The sequence below is a fragment of the Pantoea sp. GD03673 genome (assembly GCF_029844725.1).
Taxonomy (GTDB): domain Bacteria; phylum Pseudomonadota; class Gammaproteobacteria; order Enterobacterales; family Enterobacteriaceae; genus Pantoea.
Genome location: NZ_JAOCKJ010000005.1, coordinates 374578 through 394578, shown reverse-complemented (window position 1 = coordinate 394578; position 20001 = coordinate 374578). Strand labels below are relative to the sequence as shown.

At 55.3% G+C, this 20001-nt stretch carries 15 protein-coding genes; 1 reads left to right on the top strand and 14 read right to left on the bottom strand.

Annotated elements, in window-relative coordinates; all coding sequences use genetic code 11:
- Nucleotides 1-34 precede the first annotated feature (34 nt).
- The 11 genes from N5J69_RS12185 to ribF all read right to left on the bottom strand — a co-directional run bounded on the left by N5J69_RS12185 (nt 35) and on the right by ribF (nt 15839).
- Complete coding sequence (locus tag N5J69_RS12185) at nt 35-1918, bottom strand: PhoX family phosphatase (RefSeq protein WP_279770579.1); 1884 nt, start codon at nt 1916-1918, stop codon at nt 35-37.
- Between the two features lie 90 nt (nt 1919-2008).
- Nucleotides 2009-2491 (bottom strand): type 3 dihydrofolate reductase, encoded by a 483-nt coding sequence (gene folA / locus N5J69_RS12180; RefSeq protein ID WP_279770577.1) that lies wholly within the window; start codon nt 2489-2491, stop codon nt 2009-2011.
- 377 nt (nt 2492-2868) lie between these two features.
- Complete coding sequence (locus tag N5J69_RS12175; protein ID WP_279770575.1) at nt 2869-4008, bottom strand: porin; 1140 nt, start codon at nt 4006-4008, stop codon at nt 2869-2871.
- A gap of 242 nt (nt 4009-4250) precedes the next feature.
- Entirely contained in the window at nt 4251-7478 is a 3228-nt protein-coding gene (gene carB / locus N5J69_RS12170) for a carbamoyl-phosphate synthase large subunit (protein ID WP_279770573.1), read from the bottom strand.
- 14 nt (nt 7479-7492) lie between these two features.
- Entirely contained in the window at nt 7493-8641 is a 1149-nt protein-coding gene (gene carA / locus N5J69_RS12165) for a glutamine-hydrolyzing carbamoyl-phosphate synthase small subunit (protein ID WP_279770572.1), read from the bottom strand.
- Between the two features lie 469 nt (nt 8642-9110).
- Nucleotides 9111-9926 carry a 4-hydroxy-tetrahydrodipicolinate reductase gene (gene dapB / locus N5J69_RS12160; protein ID WP_279770571.1) on the bottom strand — a complete coding sequence of 272 codons (816 nt, stop codon included), beginning with the start codon at nt 9924-9926 and terminating at the stop codon, nt 9111-9113.
- Between the two features lie 223 nt (nt 9927-10149).
- Nucleotides 10150-11103, bottom strand: coding sequence for a 4-hydroxy-3-methylbut-2-enyl diphosphate reductase (gene ispH, locus N5J69_RS12155; protein WP_279770570.1), 954 nt, complete (start codon nt 11101-11103; stop codon nt 10150-10152).
- A complete protein-coding gene (fkpB, locus tag N5J69_RS12150; RefSeq protein WP_279770569.1) occupies nt 11084-11554 on the bottom strand; it encodes an FKBP-type peptidyl-prolyl cis-trans isomerase in 471 nt (156 codons plus the stop codon). Before fkpB ends, ispH begins: the two co-directional genes overlap by 20 nt.
- 3 nt (nt 11555-11557) lie before the next feature.
- Nucleotides 11558-12064 carry a signal peptidase II gene (gene lspA, locus N5J69_RS12145; RefSeq protein ID WP_279770567.1) on the bottom strand — a complete coding sequence of 169 codons (507 nt, stop codon included), beginning with the start codon at nt 12062-12064 and terminating at the stop codon, nt 11558-11560.
- Nucleotides 12064-14880, bottom strand: a complete 2817-nt coding sequence (gene ileS / locus N5J69_RS12140; protein WP_279770566.1) for an isoleucine--tRNA ligase — start codon at nt 14878-14880, stop codon at nt 12064-12066. The genes lspA and ileS overlap by 1 nt, the downstream gene beginning before the upstream one ends.
- A gap of 29 nt (nt 14881-14909) precedes the next feature.
- Nucleotides 14910-15839, bottom strand: coding sequence for a bifunctional riboflavin kinase/FAD synthetase (gene ribF / locus N5J69_RS12135; protein ID WP_279770565.1), 930 nt, complete (start codon nt 15837-15839; stop codon nt 14910-14912).
- 306 nt (nt 15840-16145) lie between these two features.
- Here ribF and rpsT point away from each other — a divergent pair, with 306 nt between their 5' ends.
- A complete protein-coding gene (gene rpsT / locus N5J69_RS12130; protein ID WP_008925553.1) occupies nt 16146-16409 on the top strand; it encodes a 30S ribosomal protein S20 in 264 nt (87 codons plus the stop codon).
- A gap of 38 nt (nt 16410-16447) precedes the next feature.
- On the opposite strand, the gene nhaR is transcribed toward rpsT, so the two are convergent.
- From nhaR to dnaJ, 3 genes are all read right to left on the bottom strand, one after another.
- Nucleotides 16448-17356 (bottom strand): transcriptional activator NhaR, encoded by a 909-nt coding sequence (gene nhaR, locus N5J69_RS12125; protein WP_279770563.1) that lies wholly within the window; start codon nt 17354-17356, stop codon nt 16448-16450.
- 31 nt (nt 17357-17387) lie between these two features.
- Nucleotides 17388-18566 (bottom strand): Na+/H+ antiporter NhaA, encoded by a 1179-nt coding sequence (gene nhaA / locus N5J69_RS12120; protein ID WP_279770561.1) that lies wholly within the window; start codon nt 18564-18566, stop codon nt 17388-17390.
- Nucleotides 18567-18777: 211 nt separating this feature from the next.
- On the bottom strand, nt 18778-19923 hold the full coding sequence (gene dnaJ / locus N5J69_RS12115; protein WP_098051536.1) for a molecular chaperone DnaJ: 1146 nt from the start codon (nt 19921-19923) through the stop codon (nt 18778-18780).
- Between the last annotated feature and the right edge of the window lie 78 nt (nt 19924-20001).

Genomic DNA, 20001 nt, shown 5'->3' with positions numbered 1-20001 from the left:
CAACAATGCTGGCCGGTAAGGCCAGCATCCTGCTTTATGCGCCGATAATGCCCCCATCTTCACGGGTGATCATGATCACCGACGAGCGCGGACGCGGACTGTTGTCGGGAAAATGCGAGTCCCCCTCTTCACCGGGATGCTGCACATTTACAAACAGCGTTTTGTAATCGGGCGTGAAAGTAATGCCGGTCAGTTCACACGATTTCGGTCCGACCATAAACCGGCGGATCTCTCCGCTGTCAGGATCGCCCACCAGCATCTGATTGTTGCCCTGTCCCTGATAATCCTCTTTGTTACTGTACTTACCGTCGGTCAGGATCCATAAGCGCCCCTGCGCATCAAAGCCGAGGCCATCCGGGCTGTTAAAGGTGTTCTCCGCCGTGATGTTGGGTGTGCCGCGATAGATTCCCTCGGGATGCGCTATCGGGTTGCCGCACAACGCATAGATATCCCATGCAAAGGTGTGTGCGGTGGCATCGCCCTTCTCATCCCAGCGGATGATCTGGCCATAGATATTTTTAGGGCGCGGATTCGCCGCATTGACCGGCATGCCTTCATTACCGCGCTTGTTGTTATTGGTCAGCGTGCAGTAGGCGCGGCCATCATGGGGGTTAACGGCGATCCATTCCGGCCGGTCCATTCGCGTTGCGTTAACCACATCCGCCGCAGCGCGCGCATTGATCAGGACATCGGCCTGACTATTGAACCCCTTTTCCGCGGTGAGGCCGTTTTCGCCCCACTTCAGCGCCAGCCAGCGCCCGGTCCCTTTCAGCGGCGTGCCCTGCTCATCGCCATTGAACTGCGCCACATAGAGCGTGCCCTTATCAAGCAGGCCGTGATTCGATTTGGCCTCATCCGGGATGACTTTGTCGTCGGAGACATATTTATAGATATACTCGCCGCGCTCATCGTCGCCCATATAAACCACCAGCTGGCCGGTTTTAGCGACCGTGACGGCGGCATTTTCATGCTTGAAGCGGCCCAGCGCGGTGCGTTTTACCGGCACCGACTGGGGATCAAAGGGATCGATCTCGACAATCCAGCCGTGACGGTTAAATTCGTTGGGATTCTTCGCGACATTGAAGCGGGGATCAAAGTCAGACCAGTTACGCTCCGGATCGGCAGCATTCAGGGTATAGCGCTTCTGCTTTGCCGTCGGCGTAAAACCGGCCTGATGGGTGCCAAAGTAGGTGTCGTAATTTTCTTCACAGGTGAGATAGGTGCCCCACGGCGTTTTACCGTTGGCGCAGTTACCAAAGGTGCCAAGGACATGCATGCCCTGCGGATCGGCAGCGGTCTGCAGCGCTTTATCACCTGCGGCCGGACCGGAAAAACGCATGGGCGTATTGGCGGTAATGCGGCGGTTATAGTCAGAAGGTCGAACGACCTGCCAGCGGTTGTCCTCACCCCGTTTCACTTCAACCACAGAGACACCGTGTGCCGCCTGTGACTTCTTCACATCTTCCAGGCTGGTCGCTTTGCTGCCGCCGTGGGCAAACAGCGTCGGCTCATTCACGTATTCATTGTTAATCGCCATCACGCCACGGTCTGCATCAATGGCGAAGAAGCTCATTCCATCGTTGTTGTCACCGAACTGCTTTTCCTGATCTTCTGCGCTGTTATTGCCCTGCGGATCAAACGCGGCCGCACCATTCACCAGCGGATCACCCCATGAGATCAACACCTCGGCGCGATAACCGGGTGCCACCACAACCTCATCAGCCGTGGACGCGGCAATCGCCTGAAAACCCAGCAGCGGGCTGCCAGCAGGCTTCGCCTGCGCCAGGGTCGGAGATGAGAGCGTCAGGCCGCCGCTGAGAAAGCCGGTCAGCCCTATTGCGCCGGAACCGGCAAGGAATTGACGACGGCGCGGATCACGAAGGCGATCCGTACTTAATGCGAAGAGTTCAGTTTTCATTATTGATTGCTTCCTTTATGACGATCCCAGAAAAGAAGCAATGCTAATGAACAGAGATGACAGCCAGGTTACAGCCGGGCTGGAGGAGGATTAACGGCGACGGTCCAGGATCTCAAAGCAGTAGCTGTGGGAGTTCTGAGCGTCAGCGTCGTGGAATTCGCTGAAAGTGGACTGCCACTCATCCGGCTCGTAATCCGGGAACTGCGTATCACCTTCAACTTCCGCATCAATGTGCGTCAGATAGAGACGATCGGCACGCTTCAGCATCTGCTCGTAGACGCGTCCGCCGCCAATCACCATGATCTCTTCTGCATCGCCAGCGGCCTGTAACGCCTCATCCAGCGACGTAACCCAGGTGACGCCTTCCGTTGTGCCCGGCTGGCTGCTGACCACGATATTCAGCCGGCCAGGTAACGGACGCCCAATGGATTCAAAGGTCAGTCGACCCATAATGACCGGTTTCTTCAGCGTATTGCGCTTGAACCACGCCAGATCTGCAGGCAGGTCCCACGGCATGGCGTTCTCCATTCCAATAATGCGATCTGCTGCTAATGCCGCGATAAGACTAATCATGTTAACCACTCACTGAAAAAAATTGGCGTCATGATACGTAAAGGTGAAACTTTCGTCGATAGGGGGAAAGGTCTAATTGCGTAAACCTTTTCAGGACGCCGTTTTTCACGGCCTGTGCAGCGTTTTTAACCGCGTAATCGCGTCAGTTTACCGCAGCGCGCCAGCGAACGGCGTCCGGCTGGCACAAAAATGGTGCGTAAAAGAAAACGGCTCCCGAAGGAGCCATCAGAGGGCCGATAAATGCAAATCAGAATGAACCTGACCGCAGCAAACCCATTCAATGCAAAGGAAGACGGCCAGGCATTGCACAAGCGCCTTGCCTGTCTGACCGTGTTGCCTGTGCAGGCACCCGCTCCCCGCCTGTTCCGCCAGACTTATCAGAAGTCGTAGCGCAGACGTACCAGGTTCATGTCACCCAGGTTATCGGTGCTGGAGGTGAAGACATGTTCGTAATCAACACGGAAACCGTAGTCGAGGAACAGCGTCACACCCAGACCGTTGTCGATGCGCTGGTAATCACGGCCTGTCGCATACTCGATGCGATCGCCCATGACATACGGCTGGACGGCTTTCAGACCGTACTGCGCCACCGGAATCTTGTAACCGGCGAAATATTCAATGCCCCACGCGTCGCCTGCAAAGTAGTCATGAACGTCTTTGCGTTTGGTGGTCATGAAGTTCTGATACCAGCCACCGCCCGCTGACAGCGTCCAGTTGCCGGGTGTCCAGCTCAGCGCAGTGCCGTAGATGTTCTGATCGTAATCGCGGCTGTCGCCGTTGTTCGGGTTACGCATCGCTGCACGGGTGTAGTTCCACGCCGTGCCCCAGCTCAGATCCTCAGTGATGTGGTAATCCACGCCCAGCGAGCCGCCGCCTTTGCGCTTATAGCGCAGACCGTTGCCTGGCAGGTATTCGTTATCGTCGAACAGATAAGAGGCGTAGATGTCCGCATCGCCAACGCTGGTTTTATACTTCAGCTGCTTACGTGAACGGTAAGATCCGTCGTAGTCGCCGTTGATACCGTTGCCCGGTGCCTGGCCGACCATGTCGTAATCCCAGATATCGGTCTTGGCTCCCACGGTGTCGTAGTAAACGCTGTTCTGCTGACCAAAGGTAAGCTGGCCCCAGGTTTTGCTTTTCAGACCGGTGTAGAGCTGGCGACGCGTGGTGTTATGAGCACCATCGGCATAATGACGGTCCCAGCTGAATACCGCCGGGATGTTAACGCCCAGCTCGTAGTAGCTGATCCAGCTAACGTCATCAAACAGGTAGTAATCAGCGCCGAAACGGAAACGGGTGCCGCCATCGAAACCGTCACGCTTGTAGGATTTGTCATCCACGCCGGTCTGATGATTGACCTGAGCACGGATACTGCCGCCAACATTCAGGGTAAGACGGCTAAGCGGATCGCCTGCCTGCGGATCCTGCTTCAGCAGGGTAATTTCCGCCTGGCTGGCGAAAGGAAGAACAGCCATCAGTGCAGCCACTGCACTCAGAGAAAAAGTACGCATTTTCATTTTTTATTTATGTCCTGATACGCTCCAGTGATGAGCGGCAGGCATAGTACTGGCGAAAAATCCGCGCAGGAAGTGTTTATCTTATAAATTTGTGCGAACCGGCATCATTCGCATCTAAAGCTAAAAAACTAAGTCAAATCAGTGACTTTAACGCAAATACTTTGCTTTCCCCGGACCTGACTTTCGGATTATCGCCAGTGATAGGGCAAAAAAAACGGCTCCCGCAGGAGCCGTTTTTCACATTACATCGCCTTTATCTGGGCATGCATCTCCTGAACGGAGATAACCTGCTCCGTCGGATCTGCATTCAGCGCCATCGCGGTGGCAAAGCCGCCGTTCAGCGTCGTATCGTAATGCACTTTATATTGCAGTGCGCTGCGGCGAATCAGCTTCGAATCTTCAATCGCCTGACGACCCGCCGTGGTGTTGACGATATAGCTATACTCGCCATTCTTCAGACGGTCCTGAATGTGCGGACGCCCTTCGTGCACCTTGTTGACCAGGCGCGGGTTGATGCCCGCTTCGCCCAGCACAACCGCTGTGCCGTGGGTCGCATCCAGTTCAAAACCGAACTTCTGCAGCTTAGCGGCCAGGTCGACAATACGTTTCTTGTCACCTTCACGCACGGACAGCAGCGCACGGCCCGACTTCTTCATGTTGCTCTGCGCACCCAGCATCGCTTTGGAGAAAGCCTCAGCGAACGTGCGGCCCACGCCCATGACTTCACCGGTAGAGCGCATTTCCGGCCCCAGAATCGGGTCGACGCCCTGGAACTTGTTGAACGGCAGGACCACTTCTTTCACAGAGTAGTACGGCGGAATCACCTCTTCCGTCACGCCCTGCTCTGCCAGCGTTTTACCTGCCATCACACGTGCAGCCACTTTTGCCAGCGGCACACCGGTCGCTTTAGAGACGAACGGAACGGTTCGCGCTGCACGCGGGTTAACTTCGATCAGGTAGACTTCATTGTCTTTCACCGCGAACTGGACGTTCATCAGGCCGCGAACGTTCAGCTCAAACGCCAGCTTCTCAACCTGCTGGCGCATCACGTTCTGAATCTCCTGATTCAGCGTGTAGGCGGGCAGTGAACAGGCGGAGTCACCGGAGTGAACGCCAGCCTGCTCGATGTGTTCCATGATGCCACCAATCAGCACCCGCTCACCGTCGCAGATTGCATCCACATCCACTTCGACCGCATCATCCAGGAAGCGATCCAGCAGTACCGGCGCATCGTTGGAAACCGACACTGCCGTCTGGAAGTAGCGTCTCAGGTCGATTTCGTCGTAGACGATTTCCATGGCACGGCCGCCCAGCACATAAGAAGGACGCACCACCAGCGGATAACCCAGTCCGGCAGCTTTCTCCACTGCCTGCTCCAGCGTAGCCACCGTGGCGTTAGCCGGTTGCTTCAGTTTCAGGCGATCAACCGCCTGCTGGAAACGTTCACGGTCTTCAGCACGGTCAATGGAGTCCGGGCTGGTGCCGATAACCGGCACGCCTGCGGCTTCCAGTGCCCGCGCTAGTTTCAGCGGAGTCTGACCGCCATACTGCACGATGACACCTTTTGGCTGCTCGATGCGCACAATCTCCAGCACATCTTCCAGTGTTACCGGCTCAAAGTAGAGGCGGTCGGAGGTGTCGTAATCGGTCGAGACCGTTTCCGGGTTACAGTTGACCATAATGGTCTGGTAACCATCTTCACGCAGCGCCAGCGCGGCGTGAACGCAGCAGTAGTCGAATTCGATACCCTGACCGATACGGTTAGGTCCACCGCCCAGAATCATGATTTTTTCACGATCCGGACTCGGGTTGGCTTCGCACTCCTCCTCATAGGTGGAGTACATGTAAGCAGTATTCGTCGCGAACTCTGCGGCACAGGTATCCACGCGCTTATAAACCGGGTGCAGGTTAAACTGCTGACGCAGCTTGCGGATTTCGCTCTCAGCCACACCGGCCAGCGTTGCCAGCCGTGCATCGGCAAAGCCCTTACGCTTCAGGGTGCGCAGGAACATCTCATCAAGGCTGTTCACCCCTTCGCGTGACACCTTATCTTCCAGCCGCACCAGCTCTTCAATCTGTACCAGGAACCAGCGGTCAATGTTGGTCAGGTTGAACACGCCATCAACCGACATCCCGGCGCGGAACGCGTCAGCGATGTACCAGATGCGATCTGAACCGGCATCTTTCAGCTCGCGGCGAATGCGGGTTAACGCTTCCGGGTCGTCAGGGTGTACTTTCGGGTCGAAGCCGTTAGCACCGACTTCCAGGCCGCGCAGCGCTTTCTGCATCGACTCCTGGAAAGTACGGCCAATCGCCATCACTTCACCGACCGACTTCATCTGCGTGGTCAGGCGATCGTTGGCGCCGGCAAATTTTTCGAAGTTGAAACGTGGGATCTTGGTAACAACGTAGTCGATTGAAGGCTCGAACGAGGCCGGGGTTAACCCGCCGGTAATATCATTCATCAGCTCGTCAAGGGTGTAACCCACCGCCAGTTTGGCCGCCACTTTAGCAATCGGGAAGCCGGTTGCCTTAGAGGCCAGCGCCGAGGAGCGCGACACGCGGGGGTTCATCTCGATGACAATCAGGCGGCCATCTTTCGGGTTAACCGAGAACTGGACGTTGGAGCCGCCGGTTTCAACACCGATTTCACGCAGTACCGCCAGCGAGGCGTTACGCATGATCTGATACTCTTTGTCGGTCAGCGTCTGGGCAGGCGCAACCGTGATGGAGTCACCGGTGTGGATCCCCATCGCGTCGAAGTTTTCAATGGAGCAGACGATAATGCAGTTATCGTTCTTATCGCGCACCACTTCCATCTCATACTCTTTCCAGCCAATCAGCGACTCATCAATCAGCAGCTCATTCGTTGGCGAGAGGTCGAGACCGCGTTCGCAAATCTCTTCAAACTCTTCGCGGTTATAGGCGATACCGCCACCGGTGCCGCCCATGGTGAAGGAGGGACGGATAATGCAGGGGAAGCCCACATCTTCTGCCACAGCCAGCGCTTCTTCCATAGTGTGCGCAATGCCGGAGCGGGCGGTATCCAGACCGATGCTTTTCATTGCCACGTCGAAACGACGACGATCTTCTGCTTTGTCGATGGCATCTGCGGTTGCGCCAATCATGGTGACGCCAAACTCTTCCAGTACGCCGTGACGTTCCAGCTCCAGCGCACAGTTCAGCGCCGTCTGACCGCCCATGGTTGGCAGAACCGCATCCGGGCGCTCTTTTTCGATGATTTTGCGCACCACTTCCCAGTGAATAGGCTCAATGTAGGTTGCATCGGCCATTTCCGGGTCGGTCATAATCGTCGCCGGGTTGGAGTTCACCAGAATGACGCGGTAACCCTCTTCACGCAGCGCTTTACACGCCTGCGCACCGGAATAGTCAAATTCGCAGGCCTGGCCGATCACAATCGGACCGGCACCAAGAATCAGGATGGATTTTAGGTCTGTACGTTTTGGCATGAATTAGCTCCTGATTACTTCGCTTGCAGACGGAATGCGTCAATCAATTCAATAAAGTGGTCAAACAGCGGCGCGGCATCACCCGGTCCCGGGCTGGCTTCCGGGTGCCCCTGGAAGCTGAATGCTGGCTTGTCAGTGCGGTGAATGCCCTGCACCGTTTTATCGAATAACGAAATGTGGGTCACGCGCAGATTCGCGGGCAGATCGTGCTCATCGACCGCAAAACCATGGTTCTGAGCCGTGATCATGACGCGATTGTTTTCGAGATCTTTCACCGGATGGTTGCCGCCGTGGTGGCCGAGCTTCATCTTCACGGTCTTAGCCCCGCTGGCCAGCGCCAGCAGCTGATGACCCAGACAGATACCGAATACCGGGATGTCTGTTTTCAGGAAGGCCTGAATAGCGCTGATGGCGTAATCGCACGGCTCCGGGTCACCGGGACCGTTAGAGAGGAAAATGCCATCCGGGTTCAGTTTCAGAACGTCTTCAGCAGGCGTCTGTGCCGGAACCACGGTCAGGCGACAGCCGCGATCGACCAGCATGCGCAGAATGTTGCGCTTGGCACCGTAATCGTACGCCACCACATGGTAAGGCAGTGAGTCAGCCGCGGCCTGCTCAGGCAGTCCCGCGTTCAGCGTCCAACTGCCCTGCTGCCAGCTGTAGGTCTCCGTTGTACAGACCTCTTTCGCCAGATCCATCCCTTTCAGTCCGGGGAACGCCTGGGCTTTTTGCAGCGCCAGCGCGGCGTCCGGATTGTCGCCCGCGATAATGCAACCGTTCTGTGCCCCTTTCTCACGCAGCAGGCGCGTCAGCTTGCGGGTATCAATATCGGCAATCGCCACGATGTTGTTGCGCTGCAGCCAGGCAGATAAGCCCTCTTCGCTACGGAAGTTGCTGGCAATCAGCGGCAGGTCACGAATGACCAGGCCCTGCGCGTGAATCTGGCTGGACTCATCGTCTGCGGCATTAACACCGACATTACCGATATGGGGATAAGTGAGAGTAACGATTTGGCGGGAATAGGAAGGATCAGTGAGGATTTCTTGATAACCGGTCATTGAGGTATTGAAAACGACTTCCCCCACTGCCGACCCTGTTGCCCCGATGGCCCGACCGTGGAATTGGGTTCCGTCTTCCAGAACCAGGATTGCTGACTTAATCAAAACATCCTCCAGGGAATAAACAGTCAATATATCTGCATATTAATTCAAAATAGGTGCCTGAATCAATGCAAAAACCGCCTGAATTGTCGATTTTTGGCAAATTGCGCGCATTCTAATGATCGCCCTGGTCATTGTCTACCCTGCGACGGGATTTTTTCATTATTATCTGCCTTATGAAGAAAAAAACGGGCATAAGCGGCAAAAAGAGGATAAAACCCGGCGGAATAATCGTTTGCCAGGTCACTAAAAAACAAAACCAGCGTTATCCGGCCATTATTTTTGACCAAATGGTCAAAAATAGCTTCTGGCGGGATAGATAAACGAAGATAAGTGAGAAAAAAACGAATCAGAGAAGGAATGTAGTTCAGAAAGGCAATTTTCAGGCAAAATTAAGGGCAATGAAAACATTGCCCCTTTTCAATCAACTGGTTAATGATTGAAATAACCACATCACGATGGCTCACAACACTTACAACATCGACAAATCCAGCACATCACGCATATCAAAAAGACCTGATTTCTTATCTTTCAGCCATAAAGCCGACTTAACGGCACCCTTAGCAAAGGTCATGCGGCTTGAAGCCTTGTGCGTAATCTCTACTCGCTCACCGGTATCTGCAAACATCGCTGTATGCTCACCGACGATGTCTCCGGCGCGTATCGTCGCAAAACCGATGGTCTGCGGCTGACGTTCGCCGGTGTGGCCCTCACGGGTATAGACTGCATGCTCATCCAGTTTCCACTGCATCGCGTCGGCTATCGCCTCACCCATTGCCAGCGCAGTGCCAGACGGCGCATCCACTTTATGACGGTGATGTGCTTCCACGATCTCAATATCCGCGTACTCTCCCATCACTTTGGCAGCCTTTTCCAGCAGCTTCAGCACCAGGTTGACCCCCACGCTGAAGTTCGCGGCGAACACGATGGCGATCTCGTCCGACGCTGCGCGAATGGCCGCTTTTCCGGCTTCATCAAAGCCGGTAGTGCCAATCACCATCGCTTTACCCTGCTCACGGCAGATCGCCATATATTCCAGCGTTCCTTCCGGGCGGGTGAAATCGACCAGCACATCAAAGTCATCTATCACCGCGCGTAAATCGTCAGTGATGAGGATGCCGTTCTTGCCGATGCCCGCTACTTCACCGGCGTCACTGCCGATCAGCGATGAGCCCGGGCGTGCCAGTGCTGCACCCAGTTCTGCGCCCTCTGCCTGCTGCGTCGCCTGAATCAGATTACGGCCCATACGGCCCGGCGCGCCCACAATAGCAATGCGGATAGTGTTCATATTTATTCATTCCTAAAACAAAACTATGCATCCAAAGCGTCATCAGGTTAACGACGAGTTAACAGTCACGCCACTATTAATCAGTGATAATAAGAATTTTATGCCAGCCGCCTGGGATTATCAGTAAAAGCAATCACGGCGGCAAACAACGGCTTTTTCTGTCTGGCCCGGAAAACAAAAAAGGCCGAACAGAGTCGGCCTTTTTATCAGTTTAATCATAGCGCTACTGCACGTTGCGCACTTCGACGCGCAGCTCTTTTGGCACTTCAAAGACGATGTTCTCTTCACGGCCAATCAGCTCAATCGCCGCTTCGCCGCCCAGCTCGCGCAGCCGCTGAATTACCTGCTGCACCAGAATATCGGGGGCTGACGCGCCTGCGGTGACGCCGATACAGTCAACGCCTTTTACCCACTCTTCCTGAATATCGTCCGCCGAGTCGATAAGCTTCGCCAGTTTCCCGGCACGCTGTGCCAGCTCAGCCAGACGGTTAGAGTTGGATGAGTTCTTAGACCCCACCACCAGCACCACGTCCGCATCTTTCGCCAGGGTGCGAACAGCCTCCTGACGGTTAGTGGTGGCGTAGCAGATATCATCTTTACGCGGCCCGATAATCGCCGGGAAACGCTGACGCAGGGCGTCAATGATGTCAGAGGTGTCGTCCACGGAAAGCGTGGTCTGGGTCATGAAGCTCAGATTGTTTTCGTCTTTGACGGTCAGCCTGAAGACATCTTCCGGGGACTCCACCAGATACATGCCCCCATTGGGGTTATTGTACTGCCCCATAGTGCCTTCAACTTCCGGGTGACCCGCATGACCAATCAGTATCGCTTCCACACCTTTACGGCTGGCACGCGCCACTTCCATATGAACCTTGGTCACCAGCGGACAGGTGGCGTCAAACAGCATGGTCAGATTGCGCGCTTTGGCTTCGGCACGCACCGCCTGCGAAACACCGTGCGCGGAGAAGATCAGGATCGCGTTATCAGGCACTTCACTGATCTCTTCAATGAAGATGGCACCGCGTTCGCGCAGGCTGTTCACCACGTAACGGTTATGCACCACTTCGTGACGGACGTAAATCGGCGCGCCATACATTTCCAGCGCACGCTCAACAATACTGATGGCGCGATCAACGCCAGCGCAGAAACCGCGCGGATTAGCTAACAGGATTTGCATCGTTCGCCTCCAGCACTGGATCGATTTCCAGCACCTCTACATCAAACTGAATACGATGACCTGCCAGCGGATGGTTGAAGTCCACGGTGATAGAGTCACCGGAGACTTCACGGATCACGCCTGGCATCTCACTGCCGCCCATGCCGCTGAACAGCATGATGGCACCCACTTCCGGTTCACCTGCGTCGATAAAGTCACGGCGCGAGAAATACTGGATCAGGTCAGGACTGACGCCACCAAATGCCTCTTCCGGTGCCAGGGTGAACTGTTTCGTTTCACCCGCTTTCAGCCCCAGCAGTGCCTGCTCCAGTGCCGCAGAGAGGCTGCCATCACCAAGACGGAACAGCGCGGGTTTGCCGTTTGCACGGGTCGATTCCGCCGTCGAGCCATCTTCCAGCTTCAGCGTAAAATGCACCAACACCGCGCTGTCGCGCTGTACGGACTCAGTCATCACTTACCCTTTCTGTTTAGCCTGTTTGCCGTTCGGGCTGAAAAAGCCCTCCAGCACCACCAGTGCCGCACCAATACAGATGCCGCAGTCAGCGATATTAAATGTAGCGAAGTGCCAGTTACCGACGTAGAAATCGATAAAATCGACCACAAAGCCATGATAGGAACGATCAAACAGATTGCCTACCGCACCGCCGATGATCAGGGCATACGCGATATTGGCTATCTTCTGACTGGCCTGATTGCGATACATCATCACCATCAGTGAGACCACAATAGCCAGCGCGATTCCGGCAAAGAACCAGCGCTGCCAGCCGCCTTTGTCTGCCAGGAAACTGAACGCCGCACCGTAGTTGTGCGCGTAGAACAGGTTCAGGTAGGGCATCAGCGGCTGTGTTTCATGCAGCATCATGTTGTTCATCACCCACTGCTTACTGGCGAAGTCCACAACAATCACCACCAGCACCAGCCACAGCCAGCGCAATCCGGTTGATAAAATAGGTTTACGCATCAGGCAAATTCACGCTGTTCGCCGTCACCGGCTACGTTAGTGTAACAACGACCACAGACCTCAGCATGCTCAGGATTCTGTCCGACATCGGTAGTGTAATGCCAGCAGCGCTGACATTTCTCACCTTCCGCCTTGTGCAGCGCGATTTTCAGACCTTTCAGCAGTTCACTCTGCTGCGCTTCGTCGTTCGCCAGCGCGTAATCCGCCACCCGTGCGCCAGAAGTCAGCAGCACAAAGCGCAGCTCATTGCCCAGCGCCTGCAGTTTAGCGGCGAGTTCCGGATCGGCATAGAGCGTGACCGTCGCTTCCAGTGCGCCACCGATACGTTTATCCGCACGCGCCTGCTCGATCACCTTGTTCACTTCGCCACGCACTTTCAGCAGCTCAGCCCAGTAAGCATCATTCAGCGCTTCATCTTCTGCCAGGCCAAACAGCCCCTGATACCACTCTTCGGTGAAGACATACTGCGCACGTTCGCCAGGCAGATAGCCCCAGATCTCATCGGCCGTAAAGGACATGATCGGTGCCATCCAGCGCACCAGCGCTTCAACGATATGCCACAGCGCGGTCTGGCAGCTGCGACGCGCCAGACTGTCGCCTTTCGCCGTGTACTGACGATCTTTGATGATGTCGAGATAGAAACTGCCCATCTCAATCGAGCAGAACTGCATCAGACGCTGGATCACTTCATGGAAATCGTAGTTCTCATAGGAGGCGACGATATCGGCCTGCGCAGCCTGTGCGCGACCCACTGCCCAGCGATCCACCACCACCATCTCTTCCGGTTTCACCAGATCGGTGGCCGGATTAAAGCCGCTGAGGTTAGCCAGCAGGAAACGCGCAGTGTTACGAATACGACGATAGGCATCGGCAGAACGCTTGAGGATCTCATCGGAGACCGCCATTTCGCCCGAATAGTCGGTTGATGCCACCCACAGACGCAGAATATCGGCACCCAGTTTGTTCATCACATCCTGCGGCGCAACGGTGTTGCCGATCGATTTCGACATCTTGCGGCCCTGACCATCCACGGTGAAACCGTGCGTCAGTACCTGACGATAAGGCGCTTTGCCTTTCATCGCCGTGGAGATCATCAGCGAGGACATGAACCAGCCGCGATGCTGATCGGAACCTTCCAGATAGAGGTCTGGTGCATGTCCGCCAAACTCCGGACGCGCATCGACAACTGAAGAGCTGGTTGAACCGGAGTCAAACCAGACATCCAGCGTATCCGGCACTTTAACGTAATGATCGGCATCGTCGCCCATCAGTTCACGCGGGTCGAGATCCCACCATGCCTGAATGCCTTCCTGCTCAACGCGCTGCGCCACTTTTTCCATCAGCGCCAGCGTGTCCGGGTGCAGCGTTTCGCTCTCTTTGTGGACGAACAGCGCCATTGGCACGCCCCATGTACGCTGACGGGAGATACACCAGTCAGGACGGTTCGCCACCATCGACTCGATACGCGCCTGGCCCCAGTCCGGGATCCACTGCACGCCTTTGATCTCTTTCAGCGACTGCGCACGCAATCCTTTTTGATCCATGCTGATGAACCACTGCGGTGTAGCGCGGAAGATGATCGGCGTTTTATGACGCCAGCAGTGCGGGTAGCTGTGCAGCAGTTTTTCAACGTGCAGCAGCGCGCCCTTCTCTTTCAGCAGCTCAACGATCATGTCGTTGGCTTTAAAGACGTTAACCCCATCCAGCGTCGGGTACGTGCCTGGCAGATAGCTGCCATCCGGTCCGACCGGGTTCGCGGTTTCGATGCCATATTTCTGACCGATGACATAGTCATCCGGGCCGTGACCCGGTGCCGTGTGTACGGCACCCGTACCGGCTTCCAGGGTGACGTGCTCACCCAGCACGACCAGCGATTCCAGTGCCAGGAACGGATGCTGGAATTTCTGCAGCTCCAGCGCAGCGCCTTTGCATTCGCCCAGTACCTGCCATTCGCTGACACCGGCACGCTTCATGACGCTCCCGACCAGCTCTTTCGCCAGGATCAGGGCACGTCCCTCGATCTGGATCAGCTGATACTCAAATTCAGGATGCAGAGAGATGGCGCGGTTAGCCGGTAATGTCCACGGTGTGGTTGTCCAGATCACCAGTGAAATCGGGCCCGTAACCTGTGCCACGCCAAACGCCTGACGCACCGCGTCGGCATCAATGGCATTGAACATCACATCAATTGACGGTGACGTTTTGTCGTAATACTCGACTTCCGCTTCTGCTAAAGCCGAACGGCAATCCAGGCACCAGTGCACCGGCTTCGCGCCTTTGTGCAGGTGGCCGTTGCCGATGATTTTACCCAGCGCACGAATGATGTTGGCTTCGGTGCCGAAATCCATAGTCAGGTAAGGACGATCCCAGTCACCCAGCACGCCCAGACGGATAAAGTCCGCTTTCTGGCCTTCAACCTGTTCAGCAGCGTACTTGCGGCACGCTGCACGGAATTCAGCGGCGGTGACTTTCTCACCTGGCTTGCCAATCATCTGCTCAACTTTGTGTTCAATTGGCAGACCGTGACAGTCCCAGCCCGGCACGTACGGCGAGTCATAACCCGCCATGCCTTTCGACTTAACGATAATGTCTTTCAGAATCTTGTTTACAGAGTGACCAATATGAATGCTGCCGTTCGCATACGGAGGGCCATCATGCAGGATAAAGGTTTTTTTCCCTTTTTTGGCTTCGCGGATAATGCCGTACAGGTTGTCGGCATACCAGCGTTGCAACATTCCCGGTTCGCGTTTGGCCAGATCGCCACGCATCGGGAATCCCGTTTCCGGCAAATTCAGGGTAGATTTATAGTCACTCATCAGATTCTCGATTCCGTTTTTCGCTCAGGTTAAAGCAGCCCAAAGAACTGCCGGGCCGTTACCACATCGTTCGCAATTTGTTCTTTCAACGCCTCCAGTGAGGCAAAGCGCTGCTCGTTTCGTATTTTCTGTTTCAGCACCACATCAATGTGACGACCATAGAGATCCATATTGATGTCGAGCAGGTGAACTTCAAGCTGCTGGCGTAAACCTTTTACGGTCGGACGGGTGCCGATATTGGCAACACCCGGCAGCGGCTCAGGCGTCAGACCCTGCACCTCCACCGCATACACCCCTTTCACCGGCGAGACGCTGCGGCGTAAAGGCAGGTTCGCCGTGGGGAACCCCAGCGTGCGTCCCAGTGCATCACCGTGCACGACGCGGCCGGAAATAGTGAAGGGATGACCCAGCAGCGACTGTGCCAGCGCTAAATCATCCGCGGCCAGCGCCTGACGAACGGCGGTGCTGCTGATTCGCTTACCGCCGTCACAGAAGGTTTCGGTGCTGACAACCTCAAAACTATACTCCGCACCGGCTTTCTGTAATAACAGGAAATCCCCCTGTCGACCAGCGCCGAAGCGGAAATCATCGCCTACGGCGAGATACTTTACGTCCAGCCTGTCGACTAACAGGTCACTGATAAAACGCTGGGCGGACAAGGCCGCAAAGCGGCGGTCGAACCGCACGCACAACACTTTATCGACGCCAGCCTCCGCCATGTATCGCAGTTTTTCACGCAGGCGTGTCAGACGCGCCGGGGCTTTGTCACCGGCAAACAGCTCCAGCGGCTGTGGCTCAAAAACCATGACCACGACCGGCAGATTGCGCTTACGCCCCTCTTCACACAGCCGGGACATCAGCGCCTGATGTCCGCGGTGTACGCCATCGAAATTACCAATGGTCAGAACGCAGCCGCGATGCTGCTCGTTAAGATTATGAATACCGCGGATAAACTTCATGGCTGGCCCAAACCGGTGGAAATCGGCGGATTATACCCTTGAAAGCGACTCAGGTTAACCCGTCAGCACGCCTTTCATGCTTCAGGCGCTGCATTTCCTGTTACAGATGCGTACGTTAAGAATTTTGTCGCGAAATACTGTATTCAGTGAGGGGAAGCTGGTAGAATCTTGCGCCATCAAATACGTAACCGAGTGCTGCTCATAGAGCGACGCTTATTTGCACAAATCCATTGACAAAATCAGGTTAGAAGGGCATAGTCCTCGGCCTTTGATTTGTCTCTATAGAACACATTTGGGAGTTGGACCTTGGCTAATATCAAATCAGCTAAGAAACGCGCCGTAACATCTGAGAAACGCCGCAAGCATAACGCTAGCCGCCGCTCAATGATGCGTACCTTCGTTAAGAAAGTATACGCGGCGATCGCTTCAGGCGACAAAGCTGCTGCGCAGAACGCATTCAATGAAATGCAACCACTCGTGGATCGTCAGGCCGCTAAAGGTCTGATCCACAAAAACAAAGCTGCACGTTATAAATCAAACCTGACTGCACAGATCAACAAACTGGCTTAATCGCCCGTTGTTCATCGCTTTGTTGAAAAAGCCGGCGCTTACGCCGGTTTTTTTTCGTCTGTACTCTGGTAAGGAAAGAGTGCGCTGAAGTCAGCCTGACAGAGACGCTGCACCGCCGGATGCTGAATCATCCGCTCGGCGAAGAGGATGTGATACTCCTCTGAAACGGCATCAAGCCGGCCGACTTCATACATCCCCTCCTGCTGACAACCGTCCAGCGACGGCGCAACAAAAATCGCCTTCTGACGCGCACCAAATGCGTTCATCAGCGCCGCATCATCAAACTCACCCAGAATCTCCACCTGCAGCCCCTGGGTCGTGATCCAGTTAAGGATTTTACGCCCCAGCATTGAGCGGCGACCCGGAATCAGCAGAGGACGCGTTTCCAGGCAACCCGGAAAAGAGCAGTCAGCGATCGGCTGAGCAGACCAGAAGCTAATCGGGCACTCCCCCAGCTTTACCGAAAACAGCCCTTCCTGCTGGGTGGGATCGATGGAGCAGTCAGAAATAATCATATCCAGCTTATGCTGACTGAGCTGCTCCAGCAGCATCTCGTGGGTCGATTCAAAACAGCGCAGATGGATTTTCTCTTCTGCCACCACCGCCGTCTCCAGCACCTTGCTGACCCGTTGCTTTGAGAGGGCATCTGCCACACCAACATCCAGCAGCAGATGAGACTCTTTGCGGTAGTTAACAATATCCAGCATCTCCTGACCCAGCATAAACATGCGGTCAGCGTAGCGGAACACCAGCTGCCCCAGTTCAGTCGGCACGAGCCCCCTTCCCTGACGCCGGAACAGCTTACCCTGCAGGCGATCTTCCAGCGTCTTAATCTGCCCGGTAATGGTCTGGGGCGTCAGTGAGAGCGCCTCGGCTGCACCCGCTATCGACCCGGCACGGCAGGCGTGCCAGAAGTAGTAGAGATGATTGTAGTTAATATGATTCATTAAAAAGAAGGAGGCTTTCGCCTCCTCTCCATTAACGCAGCTTGATCCGCAACAGGGTGTACCCAATCACGGCGGACAGCAGAGAACCGGTCAGAATGCCCAGTTTAGAGAACGTCACCAGCTGCTCATGGGCTGAATCAAAGGCCAGTGAACTGATAAATATCGACATCGTGAAGCCGATACCGCACAGCACGCCGATTGCCATGATATCGCGGATAGTGGTGCCGCCAGGTAATACCGCCAGCCGGAGCTTTACTGCCAGCCAGCAGAACAGGGTAATGCCTAATGGTTTACCCAGTAACAGGCCCAGGATGATGCCTGTTGGTTCAGGCGAAAGGATATCGCCCAGCGTAATACCCGCAAGCGAAATACCGGCATTCGCAAAGGCAAACAGTGGCAGGATTAGCCAGTTCACCCACGGCATCAGGCCGTGTGCCAGATGCTCCGCCGGTGAATGTCCCTCTTTCTTTTCCAGCGGCACAAAGAAGCCTACGATAACGCCTGCCAGCGTTGCGTGGACGCCCGACTTAAGCACGGCGGTCCAGAGCACAATGCCAACCAGAATATAGATCGAGATTTTACGGACATTGAAGTAATTCAGCAGAGCCAGCACGACAATAGCCGCCGCCGCCACGCCCAGAGAAAGAACAGACAGACCGCTGGTATAGAACAGGGCGATAATCACAATCGCCCCCAGGTCATCGATGATCGCCAGGGCCATCAGAAAAACTTTCAGCGCAGCAGGAACACGGCTGCCGAGCAGGGCCAGCACTCCCAGCGCAAAAGCGATATCCGTTGCCGTGGGAATAGCCCAGCCGTTGCGGGCAATCTCATCACCGTGGTTGAAAGCAAGGAAGATTAAGGCAGGCAGCGCCATGCCGCCCAATGCTGCGATGACAGGAAAGATCGCCTTTTCGCGGCTTGCCAGTTCGCCGACCATCAGCTCACGTTTCACTTCCAGGCCAATCAGCAGGAAAAACAGCGCCATCAGCGCATCGTTTATCCACAACAGCAGATTTTTGCTGATATCCAGCGCACCAAAGCGGATCTGGACAGGTTCATTGAGCAACGCCTGATAGCTGTCAGCGGTCGCGGCCGTATTAGCAAGAATCATGGCTGCGACTGCCGCCAGAATTAATATCATGCCGTTGCTGGCGTCACTTTCAATGAAGCTTTTAAGAAGGTTTCTGAGTTTACGAGGCTTATTCAACGTTTATCTTCCTGATCGGCGATAGAAAGTTAATAAGTGTAACCACTCATATAGCTCGTTAAAAGCAGCTTATACCAGGCTTATAGCTCGCTTTAACCGAGTAATCTGACGAAACCGGAACGCCCGTCACATGGCTGAAAAGTCCGCAGGCAGAATCGCTTATAAACGGCAAAAAAAACGGAGCCTCAGGCTCCGTTTTATCCCTCACACTTTATCGGGTCAGGTCATCAAAGAACTTTTTCACACCGTCGAAAAAGCTCTTGGAGCGCGGGCTGTTATGCTCACCGCTTGGGCCGCCAAAACTCTCTTCCAGTTCACGCAACAGCGTTTTCTGTTTCTCATTCAGGCTGACCGGTGTTTCCACCACGACACGACAGAGCAGGTCACCGACCGCACCGCCACGAACAGATTTAACGCCACGTCCGCGCATACGGAACAGCTTGCCGGTCTGGGTTTCTGACGGCACTTTCAGCTTCACGCGACCATCCAGTGTCGGCACTTCAATCTCACCGCCCAGCGCCGCCATCGCGAAGTTGATCGGAACTTCGCAGTAAAGGTTGTTCTCTTCACGCTCGAAGATCGGGTGTTTCTTCACCGATACCTGAACGTAGAGATCGCCCGCTGGTGCGCCCTGCTCGCCTGCTTCGCCTTCACCACTCAGACGAATACGGTCGCCGGTGTCGACCCCGGCCGGGATTTTCACTGACAGCGTTTTCGACTTCTCAACGCGGCCATGACCATGACAGGCGTTGCACGGATCTTTAATCACCGAGCCGCGACCATGACAGGTCGGACAGGCCTGCTGGACGGTGAAGAAGCCCTGGCGCATCTGCACCTGACCTGCACCGTGACAGGTTGAACAGGTTTGTGGCTGCGTACCCGCTTTCGCGCCGCTGCCGTGGCAGACATCACACTCTTCCAGGGTTGGAATGCGGATCTCTTTGGTCACGCCGCGTACCGCTTCTTCCAGCGACAGCTCCATGTTGTAGCGTAAATCGGCGCCACGGGCGGCGCGCTGACGGCGTCCACCACCAAAGATGTCACCGAATACGTCGCCAAAGATATCGCTGAAGTCTGCACCGCCGCCGCCAAAGCCACCGCCGCCGAATCCGCCGCCACCCATGCCGCCCTGTTCGAAGGCTGCATGACCATACTGATCGTAGGCCGCACGTTTCTGCGCATCGGTCAGGATTTCGTACGCTTCCTTGACCTCTTTAAATTTCGCTTCGGCTTCTTTGTCACCGGGATTACGGTCCGGGTGAAACTTCATTGCCAGGCGTTTGTAAGCCTTTTTGATTTCACGCTCGTCCGCGGATTTGGCGACGCCTAAAATCTCGTAGTAATCACTCTTCGCCATGTTTTTTTAGCCCTTAACATGATCGCACGGGCGTGGAGAGATCTCCTACGCCCGTGCTGGTTTCAACGGCTGTCAGGC

Bases quoted from the DNA above. Each gene is read 5' to 3' on its own strand.
- N5J69_RS12185 (WP_279770579.1), bottom strand. From the start codon at position 1,918: ATGAAAACTGAACTCTTCGCATTAAGTACGGATCGCCTTCGTGATCCG.
- folA (WP_279770577.1), bottom strand. From the start codon at position 2,491: ATGATTAGTCTTATCGCGGCATTAGCAGCAGATCGCATTATTGGAATG.
- N5J69_RS12175 (WP_279770575.1), bottom strand. From the start codon at position 4,008: ATGAAAATGCGTACTTTTTCTCTGAGTGCAGTGGCTGCACTGATGGCT.
- carB (WP_279770573.1), bottom strand. From the start codon at position 7,478: ATGCCAAAACGTACAGACCTAAAATCCATCCTGATTCTTGGTGCCGGT.
- dapB (WP_279770571.1), bottom strand. From the start codon at position 9,926: ATGAACACTATCCGCATTGCTATTGTGGGCGCGCCGGGCCGTATGGGC.
- ispH (WP_279770570.1), bottom strand. From the start codon at position 11,103: ATGCAAATCCTGTTAGCTAATCCGCGCGGTTTCTGCGCTGGCGTTGAT.
- fkpB (WP_279770569.1), bottom strand. From the start codon at position 11,554: ATGACTGAGTCCGTACAGCGCGACAGCGCGGTGTTGGTGCATTTTACG.
- lspA (WP_279770567.1), bottom strand. From the start codon at position 12,064: ATGCGTAAACCTATTTTATCAACCGGATTGCGCTGGCTGTGGCTGGTG.
- ileS (WP_279770566.1), bottom strand. From the start codon at position 14,880: ATGAGTGACTATAAATCTACCCTGAATTTGCCGGAAACGGGATTCCCG.
- ribF (WP_279770565.1), bottom strand. From the start codon at position 15,839: ATGAAGTTTATCCGCGGTATTCATAATCTTAACGAGCAGCATCGCGGC.
- nhaR (WP_279770563.1), bottom strand. From the start codon at position 17,356: ATGAATCATATTAACTACAATCATCTCTACTACTTCTGGCACGCCTGC.
- dnaJ (WP_098051536.1), bottom strand. From the start codon at position 19,923: ATGGCGAAGAGTGATTACTACGAGATTTTAGGCGTCGCCAAATCCGCG.